Origin of the sequence: Streptomyces sp. NPDC059256, from assembly GCF_042753785.1 — a bacterium.
In the GTDB taxonomy this organism is placed as follows: Bacteria; Actinomycetota; Actinomycetes; order Streptomycetales; family Streptomycetaceae; genus Streptomyces.
The window spans coordinates 37,409-51,284 of sequence record NZ_JBHYZO010000004.1 but is presented as its reverse complement, the minus strand read 5'-3'; the positions used below and the strand labels follow the sequence as shown (position 1 = coordinate 51,284).

Annotated in this window: 15 protein-coding genes; 2 read left to right on the top strand and 13 right to left on the bottom strand. The window is 69.6% G+C overall.

Annotation, left to right across the window (positions count from 1 at the left end):
• Positions 1–25 precede the first annotated feature (25 nt).
• The 3 genes from ACFXJL_RS11710 to ACFXJL_RS11700 all read right to left on the bottom strand — a co-directional run bounded on the left by ACFXJL_RS11710 (position 26) and on the right by ACFXJL_RS11700 (position 3,255).
• Positions 26–1,120, bottom strand: coding sequence for a phosphotransferase (locus ACFXJL_RS11710; protein WP_358879536.1), 1,095 nt, complete (start codon positions 1,118–1,120; stop codon positions 26–28).
• A gap of 359 nt (positions 1,121–1,479) precedes the next feature.
• A complete protein-coding gene (locus tag ACFXJL_RS11705) occupies positions 1,480–2,235 on the bottom strand; it encodes an HAD family hydrolase (RefSeq protein WP_384691476.1) in 756 nt (251 codons plus the stop codon).
• A gap of 132 nt (positions 2,236–2,367) precedes the next feature.
• Complete coding sequence (locus ACFXJL_RS11700; protein WP_384691473.1) at positions 2,368–3,255, bottom strand: GntR family transcriptional regulator; 888 nt, start codon at positions 3,253–3,255, stop codon at positions 2,368–2,370.
• 273 nt (positions 3,256–3,528) lie between these two features.
• Between ACFXJL_RS11700 and ACFXJL_RS11695 the strand changes: the two genes are divergently transcribed.
• Complete coding sequence (locus ACFXJL_RS11695) at positions 3,529–3,696, top strand: hypothetical protein (RefSeq protein ID WP_329020740.1); 168 nt, start codon at positions 3,529–3,531, stop codon at positions 3,694–3,696.
• 181 nt (positions 3,697–3,877) lie between these two features.
• Here the strand turns inward: ACFXJL_RS11695 and ACFXJL_RS11690 are convergent, their stop codons facing one another.
• From ACFXJL_RS11690 to ACFXJL_RS11675, 4 genes are read right to left on the bottom strand one after another with little or no spacing between them, the layout of a single operon-like run.
• Positions 3,878–5,122: a GNAT family N-acetyltransferase gene (locus ACFXJL_RS11690; protein WP_384691470.1), complete on the bottom strand. Its 1,245-nt coding sequence runs from the start codon at positions 5,120–5,122 to the stop codon at positions 3,878–3,880.
• 25 nt (positions 5,123–5,147) lie between these two features.
• Entirely contained in the window at positions 5,148–6,104 is a 957-nt protein-coding gene (locus tag ACFXJL_RS11685) for an asparaginase (RefSeq protein WP_358879540.1), read from the bottom strand.
• Positions 6,105–6,145: 41 nt separating this feature from the next.
• Entirely contained in the window at positions 6,146–6,841 is a 696-nt protein-coding gene (locus ACFXJL_RS11680; RefSeq protein ID WP_358879541.1) for a hypothetical protein, read from the bottom strand.
• The gene (locus tag ACFXJL_RS11675) at positions 6,838–7,263 is read right to left on the bottom strand and encodes a hypothetical protein (protein ID WP_384642002.1); all 426 of its coding nucleotides are present in this window, start codon (positions 7,261–7,263) and stop codon (positions 6,838–6,840) included. Before ACFXJL_RS11675 ends, ACFXJL_RS11680 begins: the two co-directional genes overlap by 4 nt.
• A 335-nt stretch (positions 7,264–7,598) precedes the next feature.
• Here ACFXJL_RS11675 and dtd point away from each other — a divergent pair, with 335 nt between their 5' ends.
• A complete protein-coding gene (dtd, locus tag ACFXJL_RS11670) occupies positions 7,599–8,036 on the top strand; it encodes a D-aminoacyl-tRNA deacylase (protein ID WP_329020748.1) in 438 nt (145 codons plus the stop codon).
• Positions 8,037–8,217: 181 nt separating this feature from the next.
• On the opposite strand, the gene ACFXJL_RS11665 is transcribed toward dtd, so the two are convergent.
• The 6 genes from ACFXJL_RS11665 to ACFXJL_RS11640 all read right to left on the bottom strand — a co-directional run bounded on the left by ACFXJL_RS11665 (position 8,218) and on the right by ACFXJL_RS11640 (position 13,858).
• Positions 8,218–9,186, bottom strand: a complete 969-nt coding sequence (locus ACFXJL_RS11665) for a folate-binding protein (RefSeq protein WP_358879543.1) — start codon at positions 9,184–9,186, stop codon at positions 8,218–8,220.
• Positions 9,187–9,196: 10 nt separating this feature from the next.
• Positions 9,197–9,646 carry a transcriptional repressor gene (locus ACFXJL_RS11660; protein ID WP_329020752.1) on the bottom strand — a complete coding sequence of 150 codons (450 nt, stop codon included), beginning with the start codon at positions 9,644–9,646 and terminating at the stop codon, positions 9,197–9,199.
• Positions 9,647–9,747: 101 nt separating this feature from the next.
• Positions 9,748–10,320 (bottom strand): FABP family protein, encoded by a 573-nt coding sequence (locus tag ACFXJL_RS11655; protein WP_329020755.1) that lies wholly within the window; start codon positions 10,318–10,320, stop codon positions 9,748–9,750.
• Between the two features lie 396 nt (positions 10,321–10,716).
• Positions 10,717–11,595 carry a hypothetical protein gene (locus ACFXJL_RS11650; protein WP_384641997.1) on the bottom strand — a complete coding sequence of 293 codons (879 nt, stop codon included), beginning with the start codon at positions 11,593–11,595 and terminating at the stop codon, positions 10,717–10,719.
• Positions 11,592–12,332: a hypothetical protein gene (locus ACFXJL_RS11645; protein ID WP_358879545.1), complete on the bottom strand. Its 741-nt coding sequence runs from the start codon at positions 12,330–12,332 to the stop codon at positions 11,592–11,594. Before ACFXJL_RS11645 ends, ACFXJL_RS11650 begins: the two co-directional genes overlap by 4 nt.
• 248 nt (positions 12,333–12,580) lie before the next feature.
• A complete protein-coding gene (locus ACFXJL_RS11640; RefSeq protein ID WP_384691463.1) occupies positions 12,581–13,858 on the bottom strand; it encodes a hypothetical protein in 1,278 nt (425 codons plus the stop codon).
• Positions 13,859–13,876 lie beyond the last annotated feature (18 nt).

Sequence of the window (13,876 nt, the reverse complement as noted above, 5' to 3'; positions counted from 1 at the left end):
CCACGGCGGGATGCCCCAAGTTCGATCAGCCGGCCTGCGCCCGCCACCACTCCGTGTACACCGTCATCACCTGGGGAAGGTTCGGTACGCCCCGCAACCCCAGCGGCCGTTGTGCCGCGACCAGCGCCCGTCGGACCTTCCAGGCCGCTGCGGGCAGCCCGCGCCAGTGCGGATCGGTGCCGTCACTCAACATCCTGGCCGTACGCATGACGTCGGTGAAGACCGACTGGGTGCGCTTGAAGGCCAGGAGGTGCGGCAGATCGCGTTCCCAGCCGCGAGAACTCCCCGGCAACACACCCTCCACCGCCTGTGCCCACATGGCACCGATGCGTTGGGCATCACGTCGCGCGTAGCGCATCAGATGGAGATGGGTGGCCAGTTCATAGAGCGGGTCGCCGATCATCGCGAGTTCCCAGTCGATGGTCCAGAGGTCACCCATGGTGTCGACGATGAAGTTCCGTCGGTGCAGATCGCCGTGGACGAGCGCGAAGGGGCGTTCGGTGAAGGGGCACCGTGGAGCCTTGAGGGCTTCCAGGGCGCTGCCGCGCACACCCAACCGCTCGAAGATCTCGCCGTAGACGTCGAGCCCGTCGCGGTACACCCGGTTCTCGGTGAAGGAGATCAGCCGGTGCAGGAAGCCGAGCGAGTCCTCGCTGTCGACGCCGGGCCCATCGGGCTCACAGCTACGCGGTACGCCGTCCAGCTCACTGGTCTTGACCGCCACCAACTCCCGGAAGAGTTGCAGTAGTTGCTGCTCGTGTCGGGCGGTCAACGGACGGCCCGGCAATGCGCCGGCGTTCGGCGGCGCCCCTTCGATGAAGCCTTGGAGGAAGATGTTCTCGGCCACCTCCACGGTGTCCGGAATGCGAGAGATCCGGCCCTTCAGCGCGGTGAGCAGCCGGTCCTCGGATGCGAAGCACCGCCGGTCGTACCAGAACACTCCGGGGCGGGGCGCTCGTAGCTTTCCCCGCTGGAAGCGTCTGCCCAGGGGATTGCCTTCGGGCAGCGAGAACGCGTAGGTCTCGTGGTGGTAGCCCTTGAGCGGTCCGAAGACCTCGCCATCGCCGTTGCTCAGCTCGACGGCCTGTCGATGAGCTGCTGAAGCCGTCTCGTCTGTCATCGCTGGTGCCTTTGGTGCTCTTGCCTGCTGGTGGGGTGTCCGTGTCGGTGGTCCCGTCGGGCTCGCGCCCTGCCGTCGCCGTGGTCCACCACCCGTACGACTGCTGCCTTCCCCGTCTTCCGTCTCTTCCATGTTGTCCATGGATCTCTGACACTCGGTGGCCCTGATGCCCCTGATACTCCTGATGTTCTGGAGAAAGGAGTGACCGGAAAGCGATGTAAGGAAGCTACTCCTCCGGCCCCCGTCCGGTGGCGGTTTCCCGGGATGCGCTCCGCGGCAGACCGCACTTTCGGGAGGAATCCCTTCGGGCCCCACCGTCTCACGCAAAGGGGACGCCCGACGACCACCGCACGGGCAACTCAGATCAGTTTGGACCCACTTGGCCGATCTCCCCGAGTCCGCTTCCGGTCCGCGCCGTCGAGCACCGGCAACAGTTCGACCATCGAGGCGACCACGTGCACCGCTCCCGACTCCAGGAGCAGGGAACGCTTGGCGCCGTCCCTGGCGTATCCGAGGAAGGGCACCCCCAGCCGGGCCGCGGCCTCGCCGTCGGCGACCGAGTCGCCGATCATCAATGACTCGTCGGGAGTCGAGCCCGTGGTGTCGAGCGCCCTGCGCAAGCAGTGCGGATCGGGCTTCATCAACTTGGGCTCCTCCGGCGCCCGACCGTGGACGTGCCCGGCGAAGAACTCCGACAGCCCCACGCGGGCGAGGTACTGGTGCGCCGCGTCCGGGGAGTTGTTGGTCGTGACGGCCAGCCGGTAGCCGGCCCGGTGCAGTCCGCGGATCAACGCCCCCGCGCCCGGAGTGGGTTCCGCCTTCCGCGCGGCCCGTACCTCCTCCCCCGTGAGCCGGTGTTCCAACTCCTGCACGACGGGGTCCCCCGGATGGGAGTCGGCCACCGCTCTGAGCAACGCCAGGGGATCGTCCTCGGCCCCGGGTTCCACCGACACCCCACCCGGGATGCGCCGCTCGGCCCACTCCCTGAGCCCGGCGGCGACGGAGGCGGCCGGATGGCGGCCGAAGAGACGGCAGACCGGGCCGTCGAAGTCGAAGAGCACACATCCGGCAGCGGAGAAGAGGGCGGCTATCGCAGCCGGGGGCGCGTCGGTCACATCGCTCCGTCCGTGGGACCAGGCGGGTGGCACCGTTCGGCCGGCACCGTCGCCTCCATACTGCCCGCCGGGGTCGTGGGCGGGCGAAGCGCCTGATGCGGCGGGCACCGCCCCGGGAGTGCGGCAACGTCGTCAACCGAGGGTGATCTCCTTGGCCAGCGTGCCCCACAGGCCGTCGAACCACGCCTGTGACTGGGCCACGAACACCTCATCGCGCGGCTGCCCCACGCCCTCGAAGGGAAAGAGCACCGACTCGCTCCCCAGGGCGTCGTAGATCTCCGTGGACGTTCCGTCGATCTGCTCCTTGCGCTTGGTGACGGTGTAGAAGGCGAACAGGGCCGTCTCCCCGTTCAGCAGGTAGAGCTTCACCGGCGGAGTGAAGGGCAGTGCCCGCAAGGTCACTTCCACATCGAGGTCCCTGGTGGTGCGCAGGGCGCGCAGGCTGGAGCGGAGCACCTGACCGTGGCTGTTGCGCAGCGCGAGCCAGCGCTCGTGGACCAGGCGCACCTTGCCGATGTCGCCGGCGGGCCGGGGGAAAGCGAGTTCCAGGTCCCGGGAGGGCACCATCAGCCGGACCCGCACGGTCGCGGGGCTGAGTTGGCCCGTCCGCATCAGCCGCAGCGGCTCGGCGAGGGCGAGGTTGAGCGACTCCGCGGTCAGGGACACGGCATCGATGCGGACGTGGGGTTCCTGGAAGGCCGCCATGAGCCGGGGGCCTAGCCCTGCATCGGTCTGTTCGGGGCGTTGGGTCGATACGTCCGAGGCGCTGGGGCGGGTGATGCGCGCGGGGGCGCCCTTGACCGCCGCACTCAACAGGCCGGCCCTTCGCAGGAGGTCCAGCGCCTGCCGAATCGCCCGGCGCTCCACACCGAACTCGTCGGCCAGTTGTTCCTGGGTCGGCATGCGCTGCCCGTGCTGGAGGAGGCCCGAGCGGATACGCCCGGTCAGGATCTCGGCCATCTCGGCCGGCGAGGGCTTGTGACGGCCGTCTGCCATGTGCTGCCCGTGCTCGGAGTTCACAGCAGAACGCTACAACTCCCGACCATCTAAGGGGAGAGAGCTGCAAGTTGTTTATCGATCGCGGCCAAGTGGGGACAACTTTATTGAAGTTGGCCGACAGTTGGCCAAGTTGATGCGCTCTTCGGCGCATCCCGGCTTCCCGTCCGATGGCGTACGGGGTGCTGTGCGGCTCGTACCGCATCTCCAACCACACCCCCCACGGCACCGCCGGCTCCGCGCACCCGCGCCGGCCGGCCAGGCGCACACGGCCAGACGACCATGAGGAGGGACGCCATGCCCGTGATCACCCTTTTGATCGAGCAGTACGTACAAGTGCGGTTCGGCTTCATGGCCGCCCTGGGGCTCGCCCTGCTCACGGTCGGCGTGAAGTCCGAGAACGCCACCTGCGCAGGTATCGGCGGACTGCTGCTGATGGCCCCGCTGATCTCCTCCGGCGGCTGATCCACCCCGAGCGGGCGGCGGGACCCGACCGCCGCCCCATCCACCCGGGACGCCCGTCCGAACGACGTGCACGTCCCACCGGAGTGCCCTGCTCAGCAATACGCCCCGCTCACTCCAACACTCCAACGCCCCCGCTCACCCCAACGCCCAGCTCACCGAAGCGCCCTGCTCGCTGGCGTATCTAGAACACGTCCGGGCACCAAGGCCGCTTTGGTGTGCGGAACACCCGCTCGGCCATCCGCGCCGCGCCTACCCCGTGCTCCTCCAACGTCCCCAACTCGACCAGCCGCAGAGCCGATTCATCGCCGAGGTAGAGGGCACCCAACTCTCGTACGTCGAGAGTCAGATCCGCGGAGTCCGTCGTCCTCGTACAGTGCGCGCCCTGTTCGGACACCTCCAACCGGTAGCGCCCCGACGACAGACCGAGCCCGTCGTGGATCTCCAGCACCAGGGTCGCCGACACATCGTAGGTACGCGCCTCCAGGGCCCGTACGACATCGAGGACCCGCAGCCACAGGAGGTCCGCGTGGGTGTGGACCTTGGCCGCCCGGGGGTCGGGCAGCAGTCGGGGCAACAGGTCGTCGGGGGCGCGGTGGCCGGAGCGCAGTGTGGTGACCCAGTCGACGGAGCAGACGTAGTTCCACAGCGCCCGCTCGGCGGCGGGGTTCAGGGCGATCATCTCGCTGACCTGGGCCGTGTTCTGCGGCTGCTTGGCCCGGCCCCAGTGGTCGTCGCACTGGTAGGCGAGCAGCCCGTCGACCTGTCCATCGGCCGTGCGGTAGACGGCGTAGAACTGCTCCTTCAACGGCTGGCTCGGGACCTTCAGCGCGCCGGTGCTCACCTGCCACCAGCGCTCGGTGCGGCTCACCATGCCCGGCCGGACGGCCGCGAGGCGCTCATGCAGTTGCGGACCGAGCACCCGGACGTCCGCCGGGTCCACCAGGTCGATGCGGCCACCGTCCGCGGGGCCAGCCCATCGGCGGTCCAGGCCCGTGCGCGGCAGATCGATCTCCCATTCGGTGATCCAGGTCGCCGGACCGAACCCGAAGCGACCGTAGATCGGGTACTCGGCCGAGACCAGGGACGCCACCGCATCGCCGCGCTCCTTGGCCACCGCGAGGTCCGCGGTCATCAGCCTGCTGAGCAGCCCGCGACGGCGGTGGGTCGGGGAGACCGAGACATTGGTGATCGCGTTCGACGGCACGGTGGCGCCGCCGACCACGGTGAGCCGCTGGGCGAAGGTGCGGTACGTCGCCACACAGCGCCCGTCGTCGAAGGCACCGAACGTCCTGGAGAGGTCCACTCCGGTTCGGCGGGCCGCGATCTCCTCGGCGGAGGGCGTCGGAGGTTGCAGGAACCCGGTGGCCGTAGCCCTGAGCCAGTCGGGGAACTCGGATTCCATGACAGCACGGGTTTCGATGGTCATGCCATCCAAGCTAGGCAGAGTGCGCTCAGAATGTCGCGCGGATTTCGCCGACCTCATGACCGCCGCCGAGGAGCGGTGCCCGTCCGATCCTGGTCAGCACCGGAGCGTGCACGCCCATGCGCTCCAGCGCCCGTGCCAGCACCGGCCCGAGCGCCCTGCCCCCACCGTCGTCGATCTTGAAGGCGAGGGCGCGGCCGTCGGCGAGCGCGACCGCCTGCACCGCCTCGGCGCCCATCTTCGCGAGCGTGCCCGGCACCTCCCGCATCAGCCAGGTGTCGGCGCGGCGCGTGCCGGCCACGTACTCGGGGTGTGCCCGCATCGCGTCCGCCACCCGCCGCCCCGCCGTGCCGGGGTCGGCCCGGACCAGCGAGGAGAAGGCCCGGGCCAGCCCCACCAGACTGATCGCCATCAGCGGCGCACCGCACCCGTCCGTGCCGACGGCCGCGACGCGCTCACCCGCGGCCTCCTCCACCACCTCGCGCACCAGGAGTTGCAGCGGGTGCGCGGGATCGAGATAGCCCGCACGGTCCCAGCCGTTGTGCGCACAGGCCGCCAGCATCGCCGCGTGCTTCCCGGAGCAGTTCATGGTGACCCGGTCGCGTATCCCGCCCGCGGCGAGGTACGCCTCGGCTTCGACCGGGTCGAGCGGCAGATCGGGGGGCGTGCGGAGTTCGTCGGCTGCGATGGAGTGCTCGGCGAGCATCGTACGGACCAGATCGAGGTGGAAGCCCTCACCGGAGTGGCTCGCGGCGGCCAGCGCCAACCGCTCACCCGACAGATCGAGCCCCGCACGCAGCACCGCTGCGGCCTGGAACGGTTTGCTGCTGGACCGGGGGAAGACCGGCGCGAAGGGGTCGCCGAGCGCGAACTCGACCTCGCCGTCCGCGGTGAGGGCCACCAGGGAGCCGCGGTGGTGCCCCTCGATGAATCCGGAGCGTACGACCTCGGCCAGCACGGGGGGTACGGCAGGAGTGGTGCTCATCGTCGTCCTCCACAACGGCGACCCACCCCCGAAGGATCGCTTCAGGTCAGCAGGTCATCAACTTGGGCTTCGCCCTCACGGTACCTGCGGGCGATCTCCGCGCTGCATTCGTCCGCCGTGCGTTGCAGCGCCTGACGCCGATGGGAAACCTGCTGCTCATAGCGGCTGAGCCGGCCGAGTCCTGCCCGGAGCTCATCGCCCGTGCGGGCATCGAGGTCGGACAGTTCCACATCGGCGAGCATGTCGGCGGCCAGCCGTCGGTACTCCTCGGTGTGGGGCGTCGACAGCGTCACATGACGGGCGGAGGTGCGGTGTCGTGAGGGCGTGTCGGTGAGGATCTCGGAGAGCCGGTCGACAACCGCGGCTTCGGGGTCGATGGGGGTGTCGGGGGCGCTACGCCGGGCCAGTTCCGCCCGGAGGATATCGATCCGGCCTTGCAGCAGGCGTCGTACGTAACTCAGATCGGCCTCGTCGCGCTGGGAGTCGCGGCGCAGGGTGCGCAGTTCGGTCAGCCGCAGCGCCGGCAGGTCGTGCCGCACCGCGTCGGGCAGGACATCCGTGCGGGAGAGCGGATCGGTGTCGGGGCGGGCGCCGTCCTGGGGGGCCTGGTCGGTGCGCACGGTGGCGTCCACGGCGCGTTGTTGGGGCGGGAGGGCCGGTCGGGCCGTCGCCATCGCCAGGGGAGAGGTGGGGTTCGATGCAGGACCGGCAGGCTGTCCCGTGCCAGATGTATTCATCGGATACCTCCGTGGGTGCTCCGCCCGACGGGGCGGAAGGGGGACGGACTCCTGCGGAGCTCGGTGGGAGCGACGCGTGCGGAGCGGGGCAGGAGTGGCGACTCGTACGCGAGGACCGGGAGCCCGTGGTGGCGGGCCCGGCGCGGCGGGGCGCAATCGGGTACCGGAGCCCTGTCGGCGCCGTTGAGTTCGGTGGCGTTGAGTTCGGTGGCGGGGGCAGCGGCGCACGGCGTGGGATGCGGGGCCGGTGGCAGGGCGCGGCCGTGCGGTACGGCCGCCGTCCGGTGGTCCCCGGCGGCCGGTGGCAGCCCGCGCCGGGACGTCCGCGCGATGTCCGGGCCCTGGAGGCCCGAGCCGCGTCGGAGGACCTGTTGGCCGCCGTACGGGCGGTGACGGGCGGTGGAGCTGGTGTAAGACCTCAACGGAGCACTCCGGGCGGGCGGCCGGCAATGAAGCAGAAACGGCACGGCACGAGCCGTGTGATCCCCTCCCCTCAGGGAGGAGTGCGTCAGTCACGCATTCCGTCTCCTCGACCTCGACCGGTGCATGGGGTCTCCCCGGGCCCCGAGGGCCGAAGGTGAGGCCGCACCCGGCCGCAGGGGCCGGATGCGGGGCCTCCCACGACCGGACGGGCCCGGGACGGCTCTCCCCGGACGCGGGATCGAGGGGAAGCACCGCCTCTGAGTGCATCGTGCCATTCCGCTACCGTCCGACGCAGGTGCTCTGCACCCGTTCAGCCCCAGATAGGTTGGTCTGTATGCGTGCGGTGGTGCAGAGGGTGGACGGCGCGAGCGTCGTCGTGACGGACGGGTCCGGGACCGAGACGGTCGGCGAGATCATCGGCGAGGGGCTGTGTGTGCTGGTGGGGGTCACCCATGAGGACACCCCGGAGAAGGCGGCCCAACTGGCCCGCAAGCTCTGGTCGCTGCGGATTCTGACGGATGAGAAGTCCTGCTCGGACGTAAATGCGCCCTTGCTGGTGATTTCCCAGTTCACTCTCTACGGGGACGCCCGCAAGGGCCGCCGCCCGACCTGGAACGCCGCCGCGCCCGGCCCGGTCGCCGAGCCCCTCGTGGACGAGGTGGTGGCACAGCTCAGAAGCCTGGGCGCACGGGTGGAGACGGGCCGCTTCGGGGCGGACATGCGGGTCACGCTCACCAACCAGGGACCGTTCACGGTGCTGGTCGAGATGTAGCCGACCGACTGCGGCCCGGGCGCCCCCGTGAGTAGCGGGCGTTGCCCGGGGCCCCCGTACCCGACGCTTGTACGGGCGCCAGGTCCGTACCGGGTGCCGTACGGGCGCCAGGTCCACGCGGGTGCTGTACGGGCCCGGAGCGCCGGCGCCGGCCCCGTCCCCGTACAGCACACAGGCGTCGCTACGGCTCCACCACGGTCTCTTGGGCCGCGGCGGTGTCGCCTGCCAGCAGTTCAGCGTCCACGGGCACGTTCCGCTTCACCAGCGCGAGCGCGATCGGACCGAGTTCATGGTGGCGTACCGACGTGGTGATGAAGCCGAGTTTGCGACCGTCCTCGCCGCCGTCCGAAGCCAGCCGCACCGGGGTGCCCGGGGTCGGCAGATGGACCTCGCTGCCGTCGAGGTGGAGGAAGACCAGCCGCCGCGGCGGCTTCCCCAGGTTCTGGACCCGCGCCACGGTCTCCTGACCGCGGTAGCACCCCTTCTGGAGATGGACCGCGCTACCGATCAGACCCAGCTCGTGCGGGATGGTGCGGTGGTCCGTCTCGAAGCCGACCCGGGGGCGGTGGGCCTCCACGCGCAGCGCCTCATGGGCCAGCACTCCCGCCAGCGGGCCGTGGGCGGCGGCGTAGGACTCCAGTTCGGCCCGGGGCAGGAACACGTCCCGCCCGTACGGGGTCTCCCGCACGGCCACGTTCTCGGGGACTTCCGCGATGGACCCGGCGGGCAGCTGGATCAACGCGAAGTCCTCGGTGCGGTCCGCGACCTCGACCCGGTAGAAGAACTTCATCGATTCCAGATAGGCGATCAGCGCCTCCTGGCTGCCCGGCTCGACATGGGCCCAGAGGGTGTCACCGGTGTCGACCAGGGAGAGGCCGTGTTCGATGTGGCCGTTGGAGGAGAGGATCAGGGCCTCGGTCGCCTGACCGGGGCGCAAGTCGGTCACATGCTGGGTCACCAGCAGATGCAGCCAGGTCAGCCGGTCTTCCCCGGTGACGGTGAGGACTCCCCGGTGGGACAGGTCGACCAGCCCCTTGCCGTCCGCGAGGGTGCGTTGTTCGCGGAAGATGTCGCCGTAGTGCGCGGCGACGCCTTCGTCGACTCCTTCTGCGGGGACGGCACCGGGAAGGGACAGCAGTGGGCTCTTCATGGGAGCAAGCCTACGACTCGGTCGTGGCGGGCCGGGTGGGCGTCTTGGCCGCACAGCTCTGACAGCGGCCGAAGATCGCGAAGTGCTTCATGTCCGTGTCGAACCCGAAGGTCTCCCGGAGCTTCGCGGTGAACTCCGCGGCGACCTCGATGTCCGCCTCGATCACACCGGTGCAGTCACGGCAGACCAGATGCATGTGGTGGTGGCGATCGGCGAGGTGATAGGTGGGAGCGCCGTGCCCCAGGTGCGCGTGGGAGACGAGCCCCAGCTCTTCGAGCAGCTCCAGCGTCCGGTAGACGGTGGAGATGTTCACGCCCGACGCGGTCCTGCGCACCTCGCAGAGGATGTCGTCGGGCGTCGCGTGTTCCAGTGTGTCGACGGCTTCGAGGACAAGCTGGCGCTGCGGGGTCAGCCGGTAGCCACGCCGCCGTAGGTCGCTCTTCCAATCGGTGCTCACCACGCCCCCAGTGTAGGCAGGGGCGCGGGGTGTGCTCGGGGTCCGAACCCGGCGGTCCCCGTGGAGACCGCCGGAGCGGGTCCTACCGGAAGTACCGGAGCGGCTTACCGGAAGAAGGCGATGCCGTCGTCCGGGAGGTCGCCGAGGTCCTTGGCCCAGTTCTCGACCTGGTCCGGAGTGACGACCTTCTTCAGGTGCGCGGACATGTACGGGCGCAGGGGCACGTCCGGCGTGGTCTTCTCGCCCACCCACATCAGATCGCCCTTGACATAGCCGTAGAGCCGCTTGCCACCGCTGTAGGGGCCGGATGCGGCGGTGCGGGCGACCGCGTCGGTGACCAGGTCGATCTGCGGCTTCTGGTCGGCTAGCTCGCCGTACCAGACCTCGACGATGCCCTGGTCACGGACCATGACCGCTTCGATCTTGCGGTCCTTGTCGATGCGCCAGTAGCCGTGCTCGCTCTCCAGCGGCTTGACCTTGTTGCCCTCGGCGTCGAGGACCCAGGAGCGCGAGGTGTACTCGACGAAGTCCCGACCGTCATGGCTGAAGGTGACGGACTGGCCGAAGTTGCACTTCTCGGCGCCGGGGAAGTCGGAGACTCCAGCGCCCTCCCAGGTACCGAGGAGAAAGGCGAGGGGGACGAGGTCCGGGTTCAGGTCGGACGGAATCTCGATCATGAGGGCTCTGGCGATCTGTAGGGGAAGGTGCGGTACGGGAGCATAAAGCGGTCGGGGCCTTGCTGCCGGATCGAGCCACAGGGCTTAGATCCAGCCAGGAGACAAGGTCCACCGACTGGACGCTAGCGCTGCCCCTGGTAGAGCTTCTTCACGGTCAGCCACGCGAAGGCACCGACGCCGACGCAGACCAGGACCAGCAGGGCTTCGAAGAATGCCTCAAGCACAGTGTGCTCCTCGCGGTGACTCGACATGAGCTGTGGTGAGCGGTGGACCGACGAGAATCGGACCGGGCCCCAGCCTAATGGGTTGGGGCCCGGTCAGATGTGTGAGGTCGCCCGACGTGACGCGGGCCCCATCGCGGACAGGCGCCGTCCGAGTGCCGGCCGCCGCTCCGGATCAGCTGAGCAACTGCATCTGGAGCGCCACCGACTGGTGGAAGGGGACCGCCGCGGCGTTGCCCTCCTTGGCGTGGACGACGAGCCCGATGGTGTCGCCCGCCAGGACGTACGCCTGGCGGACATGGACCCCTCCGGCCGGCTTCATCTCCACGAAGACATCCACCAGCTCCGAGAGCGGGCTGTTCTGCCCGGGGTCCTTCCAGCTGCGGTCCGGCTCCGACAGGGTCTCCTCGGCCAGCCGCACCGACGGATAGTCGGTGCCGCCGAAGTGGTCCATCTTGAATGCCGCCGCCGTGTCGCCCGAGTCGAACCTCAGCAGATAGGTCCGTGCCGAGGTGCCGTCGGGCATGGTCCAGCCGCGACCCGCGATGTGCCGCAGTCCGTAGTCGACGAGTGCGGTCTTCAGCTCGGCCTGGTGGACGGACTCCAACTCGTCCGCGAACCGATCGGGAGTGACCCACCCACCGGGCAGCTTCTGGTCCGGGCGGGCGCCCTTCGGTGCCGGCAGCAGGAGCTTTCGCAGATCGGCATGGTGGATCTCGGCCGCGTTGGTGTGGGTGAAGGGCCGCGGGCTGCCCTGCGGGAGCGCGGGAAGGGTGAGCTTCGGGTACTCCCACCGGCCGTCGCTCTCGGTGGCGAGACCGGGGACGTCGGTGCGCTCCATGGCGGTGATGCCGTACGCCGTTCCCGTCGCGAGTCCGGCACACAGCAGCAGGGCGGCGCTCCACCGGCCGGCGGTGCGCAGGACCCGACGGCTCCGGGGCGGAGCGGGCGTCGTCCCGGGTGCCACGGGCTGGGTCTGTGGTTCCACGGGGGCGGTCGGCGCGGATGCGGGTTCAGCGGTCTGAGGTGCAGCGTGGGTGGTCGACTCGGTCATACGTACTCCCCCGGGGACGCGATGTGATCCAGCTGCTGCTTGACCAGCGCGGTCGCCGCAGACTTCTTAAAGGGCACGGTCCCGCTGATCCGGAAATTCACCAGGACCTCGCCCGTGTACGCGGCGCAGAGCATGCCGTCGAGCCCGGTCGGTTCGCCGTCCTCCATCACGCTGTCCTTGGGCGCCAGATAGCAGAAGGACTGCGGATGCCCTTCTATCTTGGGGCCCTTGCGCGCCTTCGTCAGCACGCCGTACTGCGTCCGCTGCTGATACATGGCGCGGAGTTGCCGCTTGTTCTTCGCAGAAACGATCTCGATCCCGACCACGAGGTCGTTGTCGTCGGATGCGTAGGAACGCGCGGCGAGCCCCTCAAGGCCCAGCGAGTCGACGAGACGGTCGAACACCCGGCGTTCCTTGCCGCTCAGTTCGCCGCGCGCGGCCCCTTTCAGCACGCTCGCCGCACGAGCACCGCTGATCTCGTCGTCGTTGCCGTACTCCTCGATGTCCGGGCCGAGTCGATAGCCCTCGGGGACCGGTAGCAGCAGTTTGCTGAGCGGGGTGGAGGTACGACCGCGGTGGGCGTCGGCGGCGGGGTCGTCCCCTGCGGGAGCCAACGTGCCCCAGGTCACCGTGGGCACGGTGCGATCGGCGTCCTGCACGGCGACGGTGGCATAGGTGGCGCCACTGCCGATCACCGCGAGGACGAGCGCGACGGGGAGCACCGTGCGCACCAGCACGGAACGCAGCGACCGGGCGGGCCTGGCCGGGGCAGCGGCTCCGTCTGCGCCTGTGTCTGTGTCTGTGTCTGTGTCTGTGCCTGTGCCTGTGCCTGCGAGGGGACTACTGCTGGCGGTGAGTTCTACATCGGAGACGAGTCCGTCGGCCCCTGCCGACGCGGCCGGGCCATCACTCGTCGTAACCGTCGTGGGGGTTGAAGGCGCCGTGGGCGCCGAAGACGTCGGCGGCACGGGGGAGTTCGGGGTGCTCACAAGCGCTCCAGCTGTTGCTCGGCCAGAGTGCGAATCTCGGTCTTGCCGATGGGCTTGCTGTCGAGAATGTTGATGTCGGCCACGGTGGAACCGCGCTGTACGAGTGCCCTGGCCTGGTAGAGCGGCTCATAGCCGGCCTCTTTGAAGGGCTTGTAGACGTAGTAGCGCCCATTGCCACTGCCATGGATCACATCGCCGTCGTTGCCTGCGCCGAACTCGTCGTCCCACGGCATGTAGGCGTGCTGTTCCTCGGCGAAGTCCTGGGCCTGACGGCTCTGGCCAAACTGGACGAGCCGTACGTGGATGTCCTTGTCACCCTGGTACCAGGACGCTGCCGCTGCCCGACGGAAGTCGGCCTCCAGGACGCTCCCGTAGATGTAGTCCGGCTGGTCGAAGTCCAGGGCGAAGTTCTCCAGGTTCGTCCAGCCGTCCTGGATCCACCAGGCTTGGTCGTTGACCCGGGCACCGGCCGGCATGGGGATCAGCAGCCGGCGCAGATCGCCGTCGGCCTTCACCTTGCTGTCCTCGGCCGCCGAGAGCGCGGCCGGCTGCTGGCTCGCGGGGAGCGGTTTGGCGGGGTGGTACAGGCCCGACTGGCTGAGCGGGGGCAGCGGGGAGGGGTCCCGCTCGGCCTGGATGCCGTAGCCGACGGAGGCTCCCACGGCGATGCCGATCACGGCGGCGACGGCGAGCAGCTTGACGAGTGAGCCGCGACGCCCGACCGGCCGCGCGGGGGAACCGGCTGCGCCGATGGAATCCGGTACGGGTACAGGTACGGGTACGGGGCCCGTGGCCGGTTCGGTCTCGGGCAGCGCCGCGAGTGCGGCTTCGCGATCGGCCGGTGCCGATGCCGTCGCGGCCGGAGCGGGCTGCGACGGGATGTCGACGAGGGCGACAGTCACCGTCGCGGCATCGGCATCGGCATCGGCATCGGCATCGGCAACCGGCGCGTCGGGTACGGGAGTTCCGCTCTCCGCCACTGTGTCGGCCGCTGTGTCGGCTGCCGCCTCCCCGTCCGTTCCGGCTGCCGTTCCGGTTGCCGTGTCCGTTCCCCGCGTCGCCAGGTGGGTGTCCGGTGCTCCCGGTGGGGAAGTCGACACCGTCCCGGAGATCGGCTCCCGATGCTCCCCGTCGTCGGTGTCCGTCGTTGCACCCATGCCCGTACTCGTCTCCGTAAGCTCCTCCTCCCGCTGCGAGGCGAAGCGTTCCTGCTGTGATGTGACCGGCTGCTTCAACAGTCCGACCGGTGATTCCTGCGAATCCTGCGTGCCCAAGGGGGTCCCTCCACGAGA